This window comes from Chromobacterium phragmitis (genome assembly GCF_003325475.1).
GTDB lineage: Bacteria > Pseudomonadota > Gammaproteobacteria > Burkholderiales > Chromobacteriaceae > Chromobacterium > Chromobacterium phragmitis.
The window spans coordinates 2,653,097-2,672,694 of record NZ_CP029495.1 but is presented as its reverse complement, the minus strand read 5'-3'; the positions used below and the strand labels follow the sequence as shown (position 1 = coordinate 2,672,694).

Annotated in this window: 13 protein-coding genes; 4 read left to right on the top strand and 9 right to left on the bottom strand. The window is 66.9% G+C overall.

Features of this window, described 5'->3' with window-relative positions; all coding sequences use genetic code 11:
- The first annotated feature begins 173 nt into the window (after positions 1–173).
- Complete coding sequence (locus DK842_RS12790; protein WP_114063731.1) at positions 174–1,316, top strand: RNA ligase RtcB family protein; 1,143 nt, start codon at positions 174–176, stop codon at positions 1,314–1,316.
- Positions 1,316–1,933: a peptide chain release factor H gene (gene prfH / locus DK842_RS12785; protein WP_114061785.1), complete on the top strand. Its 618-nt coding sequence runs from the start codon at positions 1,316–1,318 to the stop codon at positions 1,931–1,933. The genes DK842_RS12790 and prfH overlap by 1 nt, the downstream gene beginning before the upstream one ends.
- Before the next feature lie 70 nt (positions 1,934–2,003).
- On the opposite strand, the gene DK842_RS12780 is transcribed toward prfH, so the two are convergent.
- The 7 genes from DK842_RS12780 to DK842_RS12750 form a co-directional block, all read right to left on the bottom strand.
- Positions 2,004–3,431, bottom strand: coding sequence for a carbohydrate-binding protein (locus DK842_RS12780; protein WP_114061784.1), 1,428 nt, complete (start codon positions 3,429–3,431; stop codon positions 2,004–2,006).
- Between the two features lie 94 nt (positions 3,432–3,525).
- Positions 3,526–4,806, bottom strand: a complete 1,281-nt coding sequence (locus DK842_RS12775; protein WP_232538473.1) for an alanine racemase — start codon at positions 4,804–4,806, stop codon at positions 3,526–3,528.
- The gene (locus tag DK842_RS12770; RefSeq protein ID WP_114061783.1) at positions 4,803–6,194 is read right to left on the bottom strand and encodes a D-arabinono-1,4-lactone oxidase; all 1,392 of its coding nucleotides are present in this window, start codon (positions 6,192–6,194) and stop codon (positions 4,803–4,805) included. Before DK842_RS12770 ends, DK842_RS12775 begins: the two co-directional genes overlap by 4 nt.
- Positions 6,191–6,574, bottom strand: coding sequence for a c-type cytochrome (locus tag DK842_RS12765; RefSeq protein ID WP_114061782.1), 384 nt, complete (start codon positions 6,572–6,574; stop codon positions 6,191–6,193). The genes DK842_RS12770 and DK842_RS12765 overlap by 4 nt, the downstream gene beginning before the upstream one ends.
- Before the next feature lie 104 nt (positions 6,575–6,678).
- Positions 6,679–7,485 (bottom strand): nucleotidyltransferase domain-containing protein, encoded by an 807-nt coding sequence (locus DK842_RS12760; protein ID WP_114061781.1) that lies wholly within the window; start codon positions 7,483–7,485, stop codon positions 6,679–6,681.
- Between the two features lie 41 nt (positions 7,486–7,526).
- Positions 7,527–8,774, bottom strand: coding sequence for an RtcB family protein (locus DK842_RS12755; protein WP_332835377.1), 1,248 nt, complete (start codon positions 8,772–8,774; stop codon positions 7,527–7,529).
- Complete coding sequence (locus DK842_RS12750; protein ID WP_114061780.1) at positions 8,771–9,913, bottom strand: slipin family protein; 1,143 nt, start codon at positions 9,911–9,913, stop codon at positions 8,771–8,773. Before DK842_RS12750 ends, DK842_RS12755 begins: the two co-directional genes overlap by 4 nt.
- A gap of 581 nt (positions 9,914–10,494) precedes the next feature.
- Between DK842_RS12750 and rtcR the strand changes: the two genes are divergently transcribed.
- Both rtcR and DK842_RS12740 read left to right on the top strand, forming a co-directional pair.
- Positions 10,495–12,090, top strand: coding sequence for an RNA repair transcriptional activator RtcR (rtcR, locus tag DK842_RS12745; RefSeq protein ID WP_114061779.1), 1,596 nt, complete (start codon positions 10,495–10,497; stop codon positions 12,088–12,090).
- 134 nt (positions 12,091–12,224) lie between these two features.
- Positions 12,225–12,629: a hypothetical protein gene (locus DK842_RS12740; RefSeq protein ID WP_114061778.1), complete on the top strand. Its 405-nt coding sequence runs from the start codon at positions 12,225–12,227 to the stop codon at positions 12,627–12,629.
- Positions 12,630–12,650: 21 nt separating this feature from the next.
- Here the strand turns inward: DK842_RS12740 and DK842_RS12735 are convergent, their stop codons facing one another.
- Complete coding sequence (locus DK842_RS12735; protein ID WP_114061777.1) at positions 12,651–16,595, bottom strand: bifunctional diguanylate cyclase/phosphodiesterase; 3,945 nt, start codon at positions 16,593–16,595, stop codon at positions 12,651–12,653.
- A 149-nt stretch (positions 16,596–16,744) separates the two neighbouring features.
- The gene (locus tag DK842_RS12730; protein WP_114061776.1) at positions 16,745–19,555 is read right to left on the bottom strand and encodes an EAL domain-containing protein; all 2,811 of its coding nucleotides are present in this window, start codon (positions 19,553–19,555) and stop codon (positions 16,745–16,747) included.
- Between the last annotated feature and the right edge of the window lie 43 nt (positions 19,556–19,598).

Genomic DNA, 19,598 nt, shown 5'->3' with positions numbered 1-19,598 from the left:
CGCCCTCTTCATTCATCAACCCTGACTGCAAAGGAGGAAAACCATGCGACGCGCTGTTCATCTTTCCGCCAATGCAGGCCTGCAAGGTTGATCGTTTCTTTCCCGCGCTGACGCGCGTTTTCGCATCACCCCAAGCCCGCCTGCCTTTTCAGACTGACCTGATTTGGAATTTCATGGGCAATACCCACTGCATTCAGCAACTGTCTGAAGGCGTCACCCTGATCGCCTCGGACGACACCTGGATCGAAGGCAACGCGATCCAGCAACTTCAAACCACCGCCGCCCTGCCCGGCATGCGCCGCGTGGCCGGCATGCCGGATTTGCATCCCGGCCGCGGCTACCCTGTCGGCGCGGCGTTTTTCTCCGTCGGCAGGCTGTATCCGGCGCTGATAGGCGGCGACATCGGCTGCGGCATGGCGCTGTGGCAAACCTCGCTAGACGCGCGCAAGAGCCAGCCCGAGAAACTGGACAAGCGCCTGGGCGACCTGGACGGCCCGCTGTCCGACGAATGGCGCGAGCAAGCCGACGCGCTGCTGCCGGCGCACATCGGCTTCCGCTCCGCGCTGGGCACCATAGGCGGCGGCAATCATTTCGCCGAACTGCAGCGGATTGACGAGGTATACGACGAGGCCGCGCTCGGCACGCTGGCGATAGACCCGCGCCGGCTGCTGCTGCTGGCGCACAGCGGCTCCCGCGGCCTGGGCCAGGCCATCCTGCGCGAGCATGTGGACCAATACGGCCACCGCGGACTGGAAAGCGGCGGCGACGCCTGCCGCGCCTACCTGGCGCGCCACGGCGACGCGCTGCGCTTCGCCGAGGCGAACCGCGAGCTGATCGCGCGCCGCATGCTGGATAGGCTGCGCGCCGAAGGCGAGCCCGTGCTGGACATCCACCACAACCTGGTGCTGCCGTCCCGAGTAGACGGCTTGGACGGCTGGCTGCACCGCAAGGGCGCCACGCCGGCCGACGCCGGCGCGGTGGTGATCCCCGGCTCGCGCGGCGACTTCAGCTACCTGGCGCGTCCCTTGCCCCAGGCCGCCAGCCTGTACTCTCTGGCGCACGGCGCGGGACGGAAATGGATGCGCAGCGAGTGCAAGGACAGGCTGTCGCGCCGCTACACCCCGGCGCAGCTATCCCGAACCAAGCTGGGCAGCCACGTGATCTGCCGCGACCGCGAGCTGATCTACGAAGAGGCGCCGGAAGCGTACAAGCCGGTGGACAGCGTGGTGGACGCGCTGCGCCGCGCCGGCCTGATCGAGCTGTTGGCGCGGCTGCGTCCGGTGCTGAGCTACAAGACGCGCGGGGAGTGCTGCTGATGATATTGCTGCAGATCACCGCCGCCCAAGGCCCCGACGAATGCGCGCTGGCCGCGGCCAAGACGCTGTCCCGGCTGCAAGCCGAGGCGCACGCCGCCGGCGTGAAGGCCGCGCTGCTGGAAAGCGAACCCGGTCCCCGCGCCGGAACCGTGCGCTCGGCGCTGCTGGCGCTGGACGGCGAGGCCGAAGATGCGCTGGCCGCCGCCTGGATCGGCACCATCCAATGGACCTGCTCCAGCCCGTACCGGCCGCGCCATCCGCGCAAGAACTGGTTCGTCGGCGTCGCGCGCTGCGAAACGCCCGCCCCGGCCGGCGGCGGCGAGGTGCGCATCGAAACCTGCCGCGCCTCCGGCCCCGGCGGCCAGCACGTCAACAAGACCGAATCCGCGGTCCGCGCCGTGCATCTGGCCAGCGGCGTCAGCGTCCGCGTGCAAAGCGAACGCAGCCAGCACGCCAACAAACGGCTGGCGCTGTTGCTGTTGGCCCACAAACTGGGCGAGCTTGCCGAGCAGGCCGACGCCGACCTGCGCGGCCGCCGCCGCCAGCTGCACTGGGAGGTTGAGCGCGGCAATCCCCTCCGGGTGTTCCACGGCGAGCGCTTCCGGCCTGCATCCTAAATCCGCAACGAAAAACCGCCGCGCGATGCGGCGGTTTTTTCTTGTCTGGATCGGGAGAAAACGATCCGCGCTAGACCAGCTGCCACAGGGTGATGGCCGCGTCAGGCGTCCAGCCCGGGTTGGACACGTGCGCCTGCAGGCAGCGGTAGCGCTTTCCCAAGTAGCTGACGCCTTCCCCCACCTGATACTGGATGCCGTTCTGCCACTCCGGGAAGTCCGGCTCGCCGCCGCCCTCGGTGCGCGCGCGCACGCTGTTGCTGGGCGCGGATTCGCGGCCGGCGTCGTCCAGCGCGGTCACTTGGTACAGGTAGTCGTTGCCGGGACGCAGGCCAACGTCGCGAAAGGCGTCCACCGTGGTCAGGCCCACTTGCTGGCCATCGCGATAGACGCGGTACTGGACGATGGGGAAATCCCCGCCGACCGGCGCGTCCCAGGCCAGGGCGACGAAGTCCTCGCCGATCTCGCCCGCGCGCAGCGCCGTCGGCGCGGGCGGCCTCTCGCCGCCGTCGCCGCCCTCGGCCAGGCCGGCGTAGTCGCGGATGAAGCCCCAGTCGTAGCTTTGTCCAGCGGCGTCGCGGCCGGCATCCCAGTTCGCCGACCAGGTCATCAGGCCGCGGATCGGGTTGCCCGCCTCCTCCAGCCGGCGGAAGGCGTTGTACACCGCCGACGGATCGCGCACGAAGCCGGTGGCGGCGGCGTCGACATTGGCCGGCAGGCCGATGGCCAGCTTGTCGGCCGGAATGCGCAGATAGCCGCGCGTGCCGTGGATCAGGCTGTCGGTCAGGTAATAAAGAAAGTCTTCCTTTCTTTCCTCGTTGTCCTGCGACAGCCACATGTTCAGCTCGTCCACCCACACGCCGTCGCCGCCCTGGTTGTAGTACTGCGGCGCGATGAAATCGTAATAGCCCTCCAGCGCGGCGATATAGGCAGCGTAGTGGCCGTCCGGTTTCAGATAGGGGAATTCCGGCGCCATGCTGACGATGAAATGCCTGCCTTGCGCCGCGTAATGGTCTTTCACCATTTTCAGCGCCGCCGGGATCACGGTCTGGTTGTCGGCGGCGGTGATCGCGCTTTGCTCCAGATCGATGTCCAGTCCGTCGAAGCCGTAACGCTCCACCAGCCGGACGATCTCGCCGGCCAAGGCGTCCTCCTGGCCGGCATGCAGCTCGATATGGGCATCGGCGCCGCCCAGCGAGATCAGCACCGCGCGCCCCTGGCGGTTCAGCTCCGCCACCTGGGCGCGGAAGGCGTCGTCGCTCAGATTGTAAGGCTGGAAGGTGGGGATGCCGGCGCCCTTCATGAAGGCCACCGCCACCACGGCGTAGTCTTCCGGGATGTCGGTCAGCGGAATGTCGGCCGACGTGCCGCGCTGGTAGCCGTCGCCGCCGCCGGATGCCCAGTTGTGCCAGAAGGCCATGATGAAGCGTTGGGGAAGTTGCGGCATCGCCGCGGCGTCGTCCGGCTGCGCGCCGCGCGCGGTATTGGCGTATGGGTTCATGCATGCCCCTCGGATGAAGATGGATGAACGGTCCGGCGGCACGCCGGGCCACGGCCATGGTAGGCCGCCCCGCCGCCTCCAGGCTGCTGGCCGTTCAGCCAGCCGCCGGCAATGCCGGCCAGCTGTCGACGATGCGGCCATGCTCGTACACGGCGATGTCGCCGAACTGCTGCAGCACCGCCTCGCTTTGGCGCGGACGGAAGAACACCATGTCGTCCACCGCCAACGCCTGCTTGCCGGACCCCACCAGCAGCTGCTGATTGGACGAATGGCCGTAGAGGCCGCTGCTGTCCAGCCCCGGCGGCGACGCCGGGTCCGCCAGCCAGTTGCCGCCGTAAATGAAGTAAGCGCGCCGCGCGTTGGCGTCCCAGCCGCGGACCATGCCGCCCAGCCACTCCGCGCCGTAGGGCAGTTCGAAGCGCGGCAGCGCCTTCAGCACCGGGGTGGCGATGAAGCAGGCCGGCAATAGATCGTCCAGCGCCGGCAGGTCGAAGTCAGACGGCTTGACCATGGCCGAACCCACCGCGACTTCGTTTTCCGGACCATCTCCATGGTAAAAGCGATAGGTCGGCGAACCGGCGGCGTTGAAGCAAGGCCCGGCTTCGGCCCGTCCCGCCGGATGCGCCCGCGCCGCGGCGGCGAAGCCGGCGTAGCTTGCGCGCGCGTGCCGCAGCGCCCGCTCCCGCAGGCCGGGGACATCCGGAATCTTGGCGACATGGGCGTCGTAGCCCATCAGTCCGGCCCATCGCAGCCGCGGCTCCTCCGCCACCATGTCCAGCATCCGCCGCAGCGTGGCGATATCGGCTACGCCGCCGCGATGCAAACCGACGTCGATCTCGAAATTGACCCGCAGATGAAGATCCTGGCCGCGCGCCAGCTCGCGGTACTGCGCCAGCCGCTCCGGGGTGTCCGCCAGCCACTGCAATTGCCGTTCCAGCCGGAACGCCGCGTCGGAGAAGCGCCGGTAAAAGGCCAGGGCGGCGGCGGCCGGCAGCGGCTTGCCCAGCAAGATGTCGCGGCCGCCCTTGGCCATCGCTTCCAGCTGCGGCAGGCTGAACAGCATCTGCCGCGAGGTGCCGGCCAACGCGGCGGCCTCCTCCAGCAAAGCCGGGCACGGCAGCGACTTGACCACCAGCCGCAGCGCCATCTTGCCGTTCACATGCCCCGCCGCCGCGCGGATATTGGCGCGCAGCCGCTCGCGGTCCAACACCAGCGTCGGCGCGGCGATGCCGGCCTGCCGCAACGCGGCCTGCATGCTGCGGAAGTAGGCGTCGTGCGGCGCGCCGCGATTGGCCGGGCGCGCCATCCAGAGCGCCGCCGCGCCGACCGCCCCGGCCGCCAGCAAGCGGCGGCGGCCGCGCGACGGGCCGCTCATGCCGGCACGCCGAACACGCGGCGCAGGTGATGGTTGAGCAGCGCGCCCTTGGGATCCAGCTCCCGCCTCAGCTTGAGGAAGTCGCTCCAGCGCGGGTAGAGCGCGGCGAAATCCGCCGCGCCGTACGGATGCAGCTTGCCCCAATGCGGCCTGCCTTCGTAACGGCGGAACAGCGGCGCGATCTCGGTCAGCAGGTAGTCATGGGGCTCGCCCGCCGCGGCATGGATGGCGATGGAGCAGCTGTCCCGCCGATAAAAGGGGCTGAGCCAGGCGTCGTCCGCCTTCACGAAGCGGAATTCCAGCGGAAAGAATACGTCGTTGCGCCGCTCCAGCTTGTCGATCACCTCGCGCACGCAGGCGATGCCGGCTTCGCGCGGCACATGCCACTCGCTCTCGTTGAAGCGGGTCGGGCGGACGGTGGACAGCAGCCGCCAGGATTTGTCGAACGCCAGTTCGCTCAGGTCCGGGTCGATCAAGCGCCGCGCCGTCCAGCGGCGAAGCGCGGGCATGCCGCCCAGCCAGTCGCGCAGCCGGCGCAGTTCGCGCAGCATGTCCTCGTCGGCGGACGCCGGCCGCGACGCCGGCCCCGGCGGACGGATGTCATGGACGATGGCCGCCGCGTAGCCGGTGAACGGCAGATAGTAGAATTCGAAATGGCGGTGGCGGCGCGCCAGCTCCGGCGCGGCCTCCAGCATGTCCTGCGCCGGCAACAGCCACAGCTTGCGCTGCAGATGATAGGCGGGCAACGCGGCCACGGTGGCGCGCGCGATGACGCCCAGGCTGCCCAGCGACACCCGCGCCGCCTGCAGGAGGTCATCGTCCCGCCCCTTGCCGCAATCCAGCGCCAGGCCTGACGGCGTCAACAGCCTCAGCGCGCGCGCGTCGGCGTGCAGCGCCGGCAAGCCCGCTCCGGTGCCATGGGTGGCGGTGCTGATCGCGCCGGCGTAGGATTGCGCGTCGATGTCCGGCTGGTTGCGCAGCGCCAGCCCCTTTTCGTCCAGCAGCCGCGCCAGCAGCCCGATGCGGGTGCCGGCCAGCAGGGTGGCCTCGCCTGCCGCCGCGTCGTGCGACAACAGCCCGGACATCCGGTCCAGCGACACCAGCTTGCCGGCTGTGGGCACCAACGGGCTGAAAGAATGCCCGGCGCCGACGCAGCGCAGCGGCACGCCGGTCCGGGCCGCCTCATGCAGCAGCTTCGCCAGCTCGGCCTCGTCGCCGGGCGTCGCCAGTTCCCGCGCGGCGCAGCTTTGCAGCCCGCTCCAGTTGCGCCAGCGGTAGCCGCCGGCAGGCGGGGCGGCCAGCGGCGCCCTAGACTGCGCGGCCCAGGCGCCCAGCAAAGCGCCGCCGCCCAGTTGCAGCATCGCGCGGCGGCTCAGCCTCGGCTTCATCGCGCGCCCTCCCCGCCGTCTCCCGCCATGAAGGCGATCAGGCGGCCGAATTCCTCGTCGCTGCAATCGTTGCAGTAGCCGCGCACCGGCATCGCGTTGAACCCGTCGCGGACATGGGCCAGCAGCAGCGGCATGCCCTTCTCCAGCCTAGGCTTCCAGGCCGGCGCGAAGCCGGCCAGCGGCGCCTGGCTGGCCTGGTTGCCATGGCAGATCAGGCAGGAACGCTGGTATTTTCCCGCCAGCCTCGCGTCGGCCGGCCGCATCGATTCCGCCCTTTGCAGGTCGGCCGCCTGCGGCTTGCCGCCGCCGCATCCCGCCAGCACGCCCAGCCAGGCCCAACCCAGCCAGCGCCCGGCAGCCATCGCCCAATCCATCGCCATGCCGTCTCTCCGGTGGAGGCGCGCCGGGCACGCCGTCCGCTTGATGACAATGGATTTAATATATCATCGAAGCGGCCAGCCATGTCATGGCCATTCCCGCCCGTTCAGGCAGCCAGCGCCTCCCCCAGCGCCAACCGGCGCAACAGCGCGTCCAGCCGCCTCGGGTCGCCGCCATGGCCGCCGGGCAGCGGAGGCGCCGGCTCGGCCAGCATGGCGGCGATGAAAGCGTCCAGCCTGGGCAGTCGCGGTCCCTGACGCGCCTCGCCGGCGGCCATCTTGACGGCCAGCAGATGATTGATCTCGTCCGCCAATCGCGCGTCGTCCACCGTCGCCGCGGCCAGGTCGGCGAAGCGCATGGGCGGCAAGCCACGGCCGGCGTCCAGCCAGCGCACCGCCAGCAGCGGCCGCAACACGTACAAATACTTCTTCAGCCGCACGGTTTCGCCTTGCAGGTAGCCTTGATGGTGCTTGCGCGCCATCGACAGGTAATGCCAGCGGCAGCGCGCCAGCGAGTGGAAATCCGGCATCAGCTCGCGCAACGCCGCCGTCGCGTCCTCGTCGGCGCGGTACACCAGCGGCGATTGCAGCCACTCGAACAGCGTCGGATTGGAACGGTTAAGCAATTGCAGCGCCTTGCGCAGCTCCCAGCCGCTGACGTCCAGTTCGTCGTCCAGAGGCTGTTCGATCACGTCGCGCTGCCGCTCTACCCGCAGATACCACTCGGGGCGATGCACATACAGAAAGCGCACGTCGTAATCGCTGTCCGGCGAGGCGAAGCCCCAGGCGCGGCTGCCCGACTCGCAGGCGTACAGCACCCGCACATCGCGGCGGCGCTCCAGCGCGGCCAGCTCGTCCATCACCCGCCGGCGCACGCCGTCGTCCAGCGGATGGTCATATTTGAATGCGTACATATCGTCCTTCCGCCGGCCCGCAGGCCGGCTCCATCTATTTTCTATCCCTTCACGCACACCACCTGCCGCAGCGTGTGCACCACTTCCACCAGCGAGTCCTGCGCCGCCATCACCGCGTCGATGTCCTTGTAGGCCATCGGAATCTCGTCGATCACGTCGGCGTCCTTGCGGCACTCTACGTGGGCGGTGGCGCGGATCTGGTCGTCCACGCTGAAACGGCGCTTGGCCTCGGCGCGGCTCATGGTTCGCCCCGCGCCGTGGCTGCAGGAGCAGAACGCCTCTTCGTTGCCCAGGCCGCGCACGATGAAGCTCTTGGCGCCCATCGACCCCGGAATGATGCCCAGTTGCCCCGTGTGGGCGGCCACCGCTCCCTTGCGCGTCACCAGCACCTCATGGCCGAAGTGGGTTTCCTTCTGCACATAGTTGTGGTGGCAGTTCACCGCCTCCACGTCTGCGGCGAAAGGCTTGGCGATCTCCTTGCGCGCCGCGTCCACCACGTGCTGCATCATCAACATGCGGTTCTGGCGCGCGAAGTCCTGCGCCCAGCCCACCGCCTCCACGTAATCGTCGAAGTGCTGGCTGCCCTCCTGGAAATAAGCCAGCTCGCGGTGCGGCAAGTCGGCGATGTGCTGGCGCATGTCGGCCTGGGCCAGTTCGATGAACAGGTTGCCGATGGCGTTGCCCACGCCGCGCGAACCCGAGTGCAGCATGAACCAGACGCGATCGGCCTCGTCCAGACACACTTCGACGAAGTGGTTGCCGGTGCCCAGCGTCCCCAGATGGCTATGGTTGTTGGTCTTCTCCAGCTTGGGATGCTTGGCGACGATGGCCTGGAAGCCCGGCAGCAGCTTGGCCCAGGCCGCGTCCACGGTTGCCGGCGGCGCGCCCCAGGCGCCCTTGTCGCGCCCGCTGCGGGTATTGCTGCGGCCGTGAGGCACAGCGGCCTCTATCGCGCTGCGCAGGCCGAACAAACTCTCCGGCAGGTCCGCCGCCGTCAGCGTGGTGCGCGCCGCCATCATGCCGCAGCCGATGTCCACGCCCACCGCCGCCGGGATGATCGCGCCCTGGGTGGGGATCACGCTGCCTATGGTCGATCCCTTGCCCAGATGCACGTCAGGCATCACCGCCAGGTGTTTGTAGATGAAGGGCATCCGCGCGGTGCGCAGCAACTGGTCGCGCGCGGCCGGCTCCACCGGCACGCCCTGGGTCCACATCTTGATCGGCGCGCCGTCGGCCGCCTGCAGGGTTTGATAGTCGTTCATGTTTTCGCTTTCTTGTTGTTCGTTCATGCCTTGATCTTCACCAATCCGTTCAGCAGCTGGTCCAAGCCGCCGAATACGGAAATCTTGTCTATGCGCTCCGCCAGGCGCTCCAGCGTCTCCAGCTCCTTCAAGCGCAAGGCGGTCGGGTTGTCTTCCATCACCTTGGCCGTGTTCAGCAGGGAACGGGTGGCGCCGGTTTCCTCGCGGCGGCGGATCACATTGGCCTGCGCCGCCTTCTCCGCCTCCACCACCTGCGCCAGCAACTGCTTCATGTCGCCCGGCAGCACCACGTCCTTGACGCCCAGGCTGCTCACTTCCACGCCGAATCCGGCCAGCTTGTCCTGCATGTGCGCCAGCACCACCTCGTCCAATTGCTTTTTGTCCTCCAGCAACTGGTCCAGCGTGCGCTCGCCCACCGCCGCCCGCAGGCCGAACTGCAGCTCGCGGTAGACATGGTCGGCCGGCTTGGCCAGCTTGGCGAAGGCCAGCGCCACGTCGGCGTAGCGCCAGTTGGCCGCCAGATTGATGCGCAGGCCTACCTTGTCGCGGGTCAGGATTTCCTGCCCGCTCACTTCCAGCGGCTGCAAGCGGGTATCGACCAGATCCACCTCCAGCTCGCGATTGAAGCGCCAGAAACCGTAGCGTCCCGGCTGCAGCAGGCGCGGCGCGTCGCCGTCCACCCGCAGCACGCCGCAATGCCAGGCCGGCACCTGCACGTTCAGCACGCCAGCCAAGCCGGCCACCGGGTTGCCGCGCAGGCTGCCCTGGGTCAAGCGCGGCAGCCATTCGGCCGCCACTTCGCAGCCCTGGCGCAAATCGGCTTTGCGCACTTCCAGCGCCGCCGCGTCTTTCCAATACAGGCCGCGGCTGCCCGGCGGCAGGATCTCCGCCAGCGAGCCTTGCTCAAGGCGCAGGCCCACTTCTTCGTCGCCGATTTCGACGACATGGAAGTGCTCGTCCAGCAGCGCCGGCTCATGCTCGCGCAGATAATCGGCCAGCGCGTGCTGGAAACGGCCCTTGCGCAGCGGGCACGGCTCCACCGCGTAACGCTGGCGCGGATCGAAGTATGGGTATTCGCCCGGCTGCAGGATCGCCACGAAATCGCCGTCGCGCAGCAACAGGCCGCGTTCGTTCTTCTTCACCAGGAATGTTCGCCACAGTTTCATCTTCGTTTTCTTTCTTCAATGGTTGAACCGGTTGCGCCGCAAGCGCGGATGCCTGTCCGGCCCGGCGAGGGGCCTGGCGGGGGCGAAGCGCCGGCGTGATTTCCGCTGCGCGTCGGCTCCGCCGGCTGCCCGCCGGACGGGGCCGGCATCGGCGGCCTGCGGCGGCGGCCAGGGCCGCGCCGGTTCGGTGCTGCTCGAGAGTGTCAAACGCGGGATTCGAACCCGCAGGCGCAAGCGCCCTTACCCAAGATGGCGATGGCGGGAATCGAACCCGCTTTCAGCCCTTCATCGCCGAGACCGGGCATCCGCCATTGGCGGCATGCGCGGCCGCGACAGCTTGGCTGGCGCCGCGCACCGGGGCGGTGGCAACCGCCTCCCGTGGGCCATGATGGCTTCCGCTCGGTCGAGGCTATCTTTGCCAGAACCGTGCCAGCCGGCTGAAAACACCCTGAAATAATTACCAAGAGACTGATAAATATCGATAAATTATTTTCCGCCACCCGAGTCCAGCCCTCTCCCGCCTTACCTGCCCATTCATTTTTCGATAAAATCATCTAGTCGAATATAAAAATGGATAAGCAATGCGCAGCAAGGTGGCGATAGGGTTTCTGGGCACGGTACTGGACAACGGCGGCTACGGCGCGGCGCGCTGGCGCAAATGGCGGCCCAGCGTCGGCATCTGCCGCCAGCCGCAGTTGCCGCTGGCGCGGCTGGAGCTGCTGCACGACAACCACCACCGGAAACTGGCGGAGCAGACCGCGCGCGACATCGCGGAAGCGTCTCCCGGCACCGAGGTGAGGCTGCATGCGCTGAACCTGGAAGACCCGTGGGATTTCGGCGAAATGTACTCGGCGCTGGACGATTTCGCCGGCCGCTACCCGTTCGACGCAGACCACGAGGACTACCTGCTGCACATCACCACCGGCACCCACGTCGCGCAGATTTGCTGGTTCCTGCTGGCAGAATCGCGCCGCATCCCGGCGCGGCTGCTGCAAAGCTCGCCGACCCGGCAGGACAACGACTTCGCCGGGCTGGTCAGCGTGATCGATCTGGACCTGGCCCGCTACGACCGCATCGCCAGCCGCTTCGCGCAGCAAAGCGAGGACACCGTGGCCTTCCTCAAGTCCGGCATCGCCACCCGCAACCCGCGCTTCAACCGCATGATCGAGCAGATCGAGCGGGTGGCCGCGCGCTCGTCCGCCCCCATCCTGCTGCGCGGCCCCACCGGCGCCGGCAAGAGCCAGCTGGCTCGACGTCTGTACGAGGTGAAAAAGGCCCGCCATCAGCTGGCCGGCCGCTTCGTCGAGGTCAACTGCGCCACCTTGCGCGGCGACAGCGCGATGTCGGCGCTGTTCGGCCACGTCAAAGGCGCCTTCACCGGCGCGCTGAGCGAGCGGGCCGGCCTGCTGCGCGGCGCTGACGACGGCCTGCTGTTCCTGGACGAGATCGGCGAACTGGGGCTGGACGAGCAAGCGATGCTGCTGAAGGCGATCGAAGAAAAACGCTTCTTTCCTTTCGGCGGCGACCGCGAGGCGACCAGCGACTTCCAGCTGGTGTGCGGCACCATGCGCGACCTGCGGCAATGGGTGCGCGATGGCAAGTTCCGCGAGGACTTGTACGCGCGCATCAATCTGTGGAATTTCGAACTGCCCGCCCTGGCCGAACGGCGCGAGGACATCGAGCCCAACCTGGAATTCGAACTGGCGCGCCACGCCGGCGAGCAGGGACGCCACGCGCGTTTCAACGCCGAGGCCCGCCGCGGCTACCTGGACTTCGCGCTGTCGCCGCAGGCGCGCTGGCCGGGCAATTTCCGCGAGCTGTCGGCATCGGTGACGCGGATGGCCACGCTGGCCGACGCTGGCCGCATCGACGACGCGGTGGTGGACGAGGAAATCCAGCGCCTGCGGCGCGAGTGGCAAGATGAGGGCGGCGACTCGGCCGCGCTCGCGCCGCTGAGCGCGGAGCGGCAAGCTGCGCTTGACCTGTTCGACCGCGCGCAACTGGAGGCCGTGCTGCGCGTCTGCCGCCAGGCGGACTCGCTGTCCGACGCCGGCCGCCGCCTGTTCGCCATGTCGCGGCTGGACAAGGCCAACCCCAACGACGCCGACCGGCTGCGCAAATACCTGGCGCGCTTCGGCCTGAGCTGGCAGGCGATCCGAGAGTCCGGCCGGGTCTGAGCCGTCCCGCCGTCGTACATGCGGTTACGGTTATGAACAGATACAAACAGCAATCAGCGGCCATGCTTCCTTTGCGTTTGCGAAACAAACTGCCGCCATAGTGCAAGCATGCGCAATGCAGAAGGAAGACTGCCATGAAACACGTGATGACCGCGGCGATGCTGATCGCCGCCTCCCTGACCAGCCTGCCCAGCCAGGCCGGCGTGTCCATCAGCGTCGGCGAACCCGGCTTCTACGGCCAGATAGACATCGGCGGCTACCCGCCGCCGCAACTGATCTACCCGCAACCGGTGGTGATTCAGCCCGCGGTGGCGGTGATGCCGCCTCTTTACCTGCGGGTGCCCCCTGGCCACATCAAGCAATGGGGCCGCTATTGCGGACGCTACGGCGCCTGCGGCCGCAAGGTGTATTTCGTCCGCGACGACTGGTACAACCGCGTCTACGCGCCCCGCTATCGCGAGTACCACCACGACCATGGCCGCCATGAGGGCTGGGACCATGGCCGCGGCCACGGCGATGATTGGCGCCGAGACCGCTGAGCCGGCGGCCAGGGGCGGAGCCTATGCCGCCCCTCCCCCCCCGGCGGCCAGCCTGGCCGCCAGCTCGGCCGCCGGCACCGGCCGGCTCAGCCAGTAGCCCTGCAGCACATCGCAGCCCAAACCCTCCAGCACCTGGGCCTGCGATTCCGTTTCCACCCCCTCCGCCACGACTTCCAGATCCATCGAGTGCGCAAGCGAGACGATCATCTCCACCAGCGTCATCGCTTCCTCTTCCTCCTGCATCCTGCTGACGAAGGCGCGGTCTATCTTCAGCGTCTGCACCGGCAGACGGGCGAGATAGGCCAGAGAGGAATAGCCGGTGCCGAAATCGTCGAGCGCGATGGAGACGCCCAAGTCCCTGACCTGCCGCAAGGTGGCGATGCTGCTGTCCACATCCGCCATGATGTGGCTTTCGGTTATCTCGATGTCTATGCCGGCCTGGTCAGCCGGCATCCCCAGCGCGGCGGCCAGCGACTGCGCGAAATCCGCCTGCCGCAGTTGCAGCGGCGATACGTTGACCGCGATCCTCGGGGCGTCCAGGCCCGCCGCTCTCCAGGCCTGGAAGTCGCGCGCCGCCTGACGCACCACCCAATCGCCCACCTCCACGATCAGTCCCAGTTCCTCCAGCATCGGCACGAACTGCGCCGGCGACACCATGCCGCGCTCCGGGCAGCGCCAACGCAGCAGCGCCTCCACGCCGGCCAGCGCATGGCCTTTCGCCGCGAACTTGGGCTGGTAATGCAGTTCAAACTGCTCCCGCTCCAGCGCCTGGCGCAAACGGCTGCCCATCTCCAGCACCGCCGCGGCCCGATCCGTCATTTCCTGGCGATAAAACAGGAACTTCTCTCCGCCCGCCTTCGCCCGCTTCAAAGCCGACTCCGCTCGTTCCAACAAGGAAGTGGCGGTATCGGCGTCATCCGGATAGATGGCAAGACCGAACTTGGCGGACAAGCGCAACTCATTCCCGTCCAGCACGATGGGCGCATCCAGGCAATTCTGCCTCACCAGTTCCAGCGCCAGCGCCGCCTCTTCCTCTCCGGATGCCAGCGGCAGCCCCAACGCGAACCGATCCGCCCCCAGCCTCGCCAGCAGCGAGGCGTCCGGGGCATGCAGCGCCAGCCGCTTCGTCAACAACTGCAGCGCCTTGTCCCCCTGGACGCGTCCCAGCACGTCGTTGATGGACTTGAAGTTTTCCAGATCGAAGACGGCCACCGAGAAACGCCGCCCTTCCACCGCGACATCCGACATATGCTGCGCCAGCCGCTCGCCCAGCAGGCTGCGATTGGCGAGGCCGGTAAGGCTGTCGTAGTAGGCCAGATAATGCAGGCGCTCTTCCTTGCGGATATGATCCAGCGCATAGCCGACATCGCTGGCCAACTCTCGCAACAGTGTCGTTTCCTGGCGATCGAAGGCGCCCACGTCGCCGGCGAACAACGCCACCACGGCGACCGCCTTGTCGTCCAGCAGGATGGGCAGGCAGGCGACAGCGCGCACGCCGTGGCTCTGCAGCTCCGCCGCCTGGCTATACAACGAGGGATCGCCCTGCACGTCGTTGCACACCACCATTTCCCGCAGCCGCACCGCCCGGCAGGCCGGCCTGTCCTTGTACAGAAAGTCCTCGCGCGCGCTCAGCCTTATCTGCCTGAGATAGTCGCTGTCCTCGCCTCGGAAGGCGACCACCGTGCCATTCTGCGTGTCTTCGTCAATCACGCCGGCCCAGGCCATACGATAGGCGCCGATTTCCAGCGCCACCTTGCAGATGCCGTCGAACAGCGCCTCGCGATCGCGACACCGGACGATCAGCGCGTTGATCCGGCTCAGCACCTCGTAAACCCGTCCCAGACGGGCCACATGCTGACGCAGCAAAGACTGTTGCAGACAGATCGCCAATTGCCGGGCATAAGCTTGGGCCACCTCCAGTTGCGCCTCGTCGAAAGCGCCCTGTGCGTCCGAAACCAGGTTCAGCATGCCCAGCAAGCGGCCTTCAGCCATCAGCGGGATGCGCACATAGGATTGAACGCCCTGCTGATACAGCCGCTCCAGCGTCAGCGGACGCCTGGACACCGTGGCCAGGTCCCCCACCAGGCACGGCTCTCCCTTCTTCATCCGCTCCAGATCGTCCATGCCGTAACTGATCAGGCTCAGCCGTTGGCCAGGGTCGTAGCCGGCGCCGGCCACCCGCTCGATGGCCAGCACCTTGGCGAACCCGCCCTCCCAATCGATCAACATCGCGGTGGCGCCCCAAAACGGCACCAGCCGGCGCAAGCTGCGCAGTCCGATCAGCGCGATCTGCTCGGCGTCGTTGGCGGTCAGGATCGCGCGGTTCAAATCGTTCAGCGACTCCAACTGCTGCATGTGTCGCAGCGTTTCCGCTTGCGCCCGCTCGCGCTCGCTGATATCCCGCAGGATAACGGTATAGCTGCGCCGCCCCCCTACCTCCAGAGTCGAAATCGACGCCTCCAGATCGAACAGCTGGCCATCGGCGCGCATGCCCTGGACCTTGCCCAAGCGTCCCATGCGCCTGGCGCTGACGCCACGCTCGCCGAAACTGCGCATCATCTGCCGATGCGACGAGCGCATGCTAGCCGGAAGCAGCCCCTCCAACGGCTGTCCCAACATGTCCTCCGCCCGGCGGCCGAATATCTGCTCGGCAGCCACGTTGAACAAGACTATCCTTTGCTCCTCGTCCACCGTGATGATGCCGTCCATCGCGGAACGGACCATGCCGGCCAGCCGGGCTTCGCTGTCCTGCAAGGCCAGCTGCGCGCGCTGCCTATCGCTGACGTCCAGCGCCACGCCATGCACGTGATCCACGCCGCCAAGCTGAATCAGCCTGAATGACAACAGCACGTCGAGCCCGGCGCCGTCGCTGCGCAACAGCCGCACGGGAGCCCCCTTCACTTCCCCATCTTTCCGCAACGCATCGAACAGGCGCGTCCTATCCTTGATGTCTGCCCAAATGCCCAGCCCGCGCGTGGTGCTTCCCTGCACCGGCATGCGCTCCAGGCCCAACAACTCCAGAAATGCGCGGTTGGCTTCGACGATGGCGCCGTCCTCCAGCCGAGAGATGGCCATCGCCACCGGACTGTCGTCGAACAGCGCGCGGAAGCGCTCCTCGCTCCGACCCAGCGCATCCACCATGTCCGCCTGCAGCGACAGCAGTTGAGCCAGCCTGGCCCGCGCGCGCAGCTGCACTTCGCTCATCACGCTGAGCAGCGTGCCCACCAGCACCAGCAGGCTGAGCGACAGCAGAAAAACAGCCGGATGCGCCGGCATGTCCGGCGCGGCGGCGGCGAACAGATAGGCTATCGAAGCCGCGATGAAGAACGTGGCCAGCAAGCCTGGCCCCAAGCCGCCCAGCAGCGCGCTCAGGCCGATTGGAATCAGAAACAGCAACATCAGATGCTGGCTGGAGAACTGCGGAGACAATTGAAAACGGATGAACAACATGAGCAGCGAGCTGGCCAGGGCGAACAGATAGACAAACCGCTTGCCGCCCTCCGGCCCGCGATCGCCAGCGGCCTCCGAGTCCAGGCATAGCCGCAGCAAAGCCCCGCTACCGGCGATGAAGGCCAGATCCCAAACCGGGATCACGCGAAAATACAGCCGGCTGTCCAGCAGGCGCGACCACAACAACTCCGGCGCGGCCAGGATCAGCATCGCCGACACAGCGTACAGCGCGATCAAGGGCGCGGGCCCCCGGCTTGCCAGCCGCAACAATGCCCGCCCCGGCGCGCCCGCCCGTTTCAGCCCCGCCATATCCTCCGCGCGGCGTCCGCGCAGCAGCAGGTACAGGAAAACAGCGGTGACGAAGACAAACAACGCGTCCCAGACCAGTCCGCCCGCGACGCCGCCCTCCTCGCCCCCCATGATCGCCAACATGTCAGGCACGACGATCCAGACAGCGGCGATCAGCACGTAGGCCATGACCATGATATTGCGCAAGCGCCGGCTATCGGCCTCCATTCCCCCTCCCGCAAGCCGCCGCACCAATCCGGCGCGGGCACGTATTCAGTATGGCCATCGATTGGCGCAAGTCGAGTCCATAATGACTCCGCGGCGCCAATGAGAAACCCGCGCGGCGGCGCGGGTTGTCGGAAGAGAAGAAGTCAGGATCAGCTTTGCGGCAGCAGGCTATCCTTGTGCAGAAGCTCGGCGAAGTCGTCCGCCGGCAATGGCTTGGCGATCAGATAGCCCTGGACGAAGTCGCAGCCCTCCTGCTCCAGGAATTGCCATTGCTCCATCGTCTCCACGCCCTCGGCCACCACCTGCATGTTCAGGTTCTTGGCCATATTGATGATGGCGCGGGCGATGGCGCTGTCGTCGGCGTCCTGTGGGATGTCGCGGACGAAGGAGCGGTCGATCTTCAGCTTGTCCGCCTTGAAGCGCTTCAGATAGGACAGGCTGGAATAACCGGTGCCGAAATCATCGATGGACAGTCTGAGGCCCATGTTCTTCATATTGTCTATGGTCTGGATCGTAGCCTGGGCGTCTTCCATGATGATGCTCTCCGTCACCTCGATGTCCAGCGCGTGGCCGGGCAGGCCGCTGGACTCCAGCGCCTGCTTCACTTGCAGCGCCAGATCCGGCTGGCGGAACTGCAGCGCCGACAGGTTGATCGCCAGCGTCAGCTCTGGCAGGCCGGCCCGGCGCCACTCCACCAGTTGTCGGGTGGCCTCGGCGATCACCCAATTGCCTATCTGCACGATGAAGCCGCGCTCTTCCGCCACCTGGATGAAGCGCACCGGCCCCAGCAGGCCCAACGACGGGTGATTCCAGCGGATCAAAGCCTCGGCGCCGATGATGCGGCCGCTCTCCATCTCCACCTGCGGCTGGTAGTGCAGCACGAACTCGTCTCGCTCCAGCGCGAAACGCAGCTGGCTCTCGATCGCCAGAATCTCACGGGCGCGGGCGTTGAGGTCGGCGGTGTAAAACTTGTAGCTGTTGCGGCCGGACGATTTGGCGTGGTACATCGCCGCGTCGGCGTTGCGCACCAGGGTTTCATAATCGCGGCCGTCGTCCGGGTAGACGCTGATGCCGATGGACGGCGTGATGGTCAGCACGTGGTTGTGCAGTTCGATCGGGTTAGCGAACACGTCGCGCACGCGCTCGGCCGCCAGCGCCGCCTCGCCTGGGTCGGAAATCACCGGCAACAGGATGATGAACTCGTCGCCGCCCTGGCGCGCCAGCATCTCGCCCGGCGCCAGCGCCGACTTGATGCGGTCGGCGGCCACCTGCAGCAGCGTGTCGCCGGCGGAATGGCCCAGCGATTCGTTGACGGTCTTGAAGCGGTCCAGGTCCAACAGCAGCAGCGCCAGCCGCTGGTTGTCGCGCACCACGTTGTGGATGGCCAGCTCCACCCTGTCCTGCATGTGGATGCGGTTGGGCAGGCTGGTGAGCACATCGAAATGGGCCAGGAACTGGATGCGCTCGTCGGCGGCCTTGCGCTCGGTCAGGTCGCTGAAAATAGCCACGTAATGGGTGATCTCGCCCAGGCTGTTGCGCACCGCGTTGATCGCCAGCCATTCCGGATACACCTCGCCGTTCTTGCGGCGGTTCCACAGCTCGCCCTGCCAGGAGCCGTGCTCGGCGATGGCCTGCCACATCTGGTCGTAGAACGGCTGCTCATGGCGGCCGGACGAGAGGATGCTGGTCTTCTGTCCCAACACCTCGTGCTGGCTGTAGCCGGTGATCTCGGTGAAGGCGCGGTTGACGCTGCGGATGCGGCGGTCGGCGTCGGTGATCATGATGCCTTCCACGGTGTTCTCGAACACCTTGGCCGCCAGTTGCACCCGCTCCTCGGCCGCGCGCTTTTCCGAGATGTCGCGCACCATGCGCCACACCGCGTTGATGCGGCCGAAGGCGTCGCGCATGGCCACGGTCTTGACGCTGACCGGCACCTGATTGTCGAAACGGTTGAGATAGGTGGCCTCGAACTCGTCGCAATAGCCGAAGCGCAGCACCTTGTTGTCCAGATTGAAGCGCTCCAGCCCCTCGCTCTCCTCCGCCACCAGGCTCCAGAAATTCTGCTGCTTGAGCTGGTCCAGGCTGTAGCACATCAGATTGAGGAAGGCCGGGTTGGCATCTATCACCTGGCCGTCCAGCGAGCTGATGACGATGCCGTCCAGATTGGACCAGAACAACTCCCGGTATTTGTTCTCCGAACGGCGCAGCGCGTCTTCCACCTCGCGGCGGCGGGCGATGTCAGCCTCCAGCGCCAGCGTCTTGGCCCTGAGCTCGTCCACCAGGCGCTTCAGCTCGGAGCGGGTCCACTCCAGGTGAGTGCCGAGACGGCCCAGCTCGTCGCGGCGCGACCACTCGAACGGCGAATCCAGCTTCAGTTCGGCCAATAGCCGCGCCTGTTCGGTCAGCAGCTTCATCGGACTGAGAAAGCGCGAGTGCAGGATGCTCATGATCAGCATGATGGACAACACCAGTTGCGCCGCCAGTATCATCAGGATGTTCTTCACCTGATTGCTGAGCGCGATGGCGAGGTTCTCGTTGTCGAACTCCATCGTCACCTGGCCGATGGCCTCGCCGCGGTAGATCACCGGCTTTTCCACATAAGACACGCTGCCGATGCGGCGCTCGCTGCGCACCGCGGACAGGAAGACCTGATTAGACTGGGTATCGGTGACGCGGATGGATATCACGCGCGGATCTTCCATCACCGAGGCGATCAACGGGTTGCCTGCCTGGCGGCTAAGGTTCCACAACGGCTCCTGCATGCCCAGCGCGACGATGTCGAGCAGCCGGCGCTGATCCGTCTCCAGCTGGGTGGTGAGGTTGTCCTTCTGAATATTGAAGCTGAGATAGCTGATGATGGAGGCGGGAATCAACAAGCCGAGTATCACGGCAATGAGAAACACATCCCTCAGATTCAGGCCAGAGCTGGCAGTGGATTTATCGTCTGCTTGTTGAGCCATGTCGCGCTAGTCTTTGGTTCGCCGCAGGTTCCGTAAGATCGAA

Excerpts from the sequence above, each read along its gene's own strand:
- DK842_RS12790 (WP_114063731.1), top strand. The coding sequence starts at position 174 with ATGGGCAATACCCACTGCATTCAGCAACTGTCTGAAGGCGTCACCCTG.
- prfH (WP_114061785.1), top strand. The coding sequence starts at position 1,316 with ATGATATTGCTGCAGATCACCGCCGCCCAAGGCCCCGACGAATGCGCG.
- DK842_RS12780 (WP_114061784.1), bottom strand. The coding sequence starts at position 3,431 with ATGAACCCATACGCCAATACCGCGCGCGGCGCGCAGCCGGACGACGCC.
- DK842_RS12775 (WP_232538473.1), bottom strand. The coding sequence starts at position 4,806 with ATGAGCGGCCCGTCGCGCGGCCGCCGCCGCTTGCTGGCGGCCGGGGCG.
- DK842_RS12770 (WP_114061783.1), bottom strand. The coding sequence starts at position 6,194 with ATGAAGCCGAGGCTGAGCCGCCGCGCGATGCTGCAACTGGGCGGCGGC.
- DK842_RS12765 (WP_114061782.1), bottom strand. The coding sequence starts at position 6,574 with ATGGCGATGGATTGGGCGATGGCTGCCGGGCGCTGGCTGGGTTGGGCC.
- DK842_RS12760 (WP_114061781.1), bottom strand. The coding sequence starts at position 7,485 with ATGTACGCATTCAAATATGACCATCCGCTGGACGACGGCGTGCGCCGG.
- DK842_RS12755 (WP_332835377.1), bottom strand. The coding sequence starts at position 8,774 with ATGAACGAACAACAAGAAAGCGAAAACATGAACGACTATCAAACCCTG.
- DK842_RS12750 (WP_114061780.1), bottom strand. The coding sequence starts at position 9,913 with ATGAAACTGTGGCGAACATTCCTGGTGAAGAAGAACGAACGCGGCCTG.
- rtcR (WP_114061779.1), top strand. The coding sequence starts at position 10,495 with ATGCGCAGCAAGGTGGCGATAGGGTTTCTGGGCACGGTACTGGACAAC.
- DK842_RS12740 (WP_114061778.1), top strand. The coding sequence starts at position 12,225 with ATGAAACACGTGATGACCGCGGCGATGCTGATCGCCGCCTCCCTGACC.
- DK842_RS12735 (WP_114061777.1), bottom strand. The coding sequence starts at position 16,595 with ATGGAGGCCGATAGCCGGCGCTTGCGCAATATCATGGTCATGGCCTAC.
- DK842_RS12730 (WP_114061776.1), bottom strand. The coding sequence starts at position 19,555 with ATGGCTCAACAAGCAGACGATAAATCCACTGCCAGCTCTGGCCTGAAT.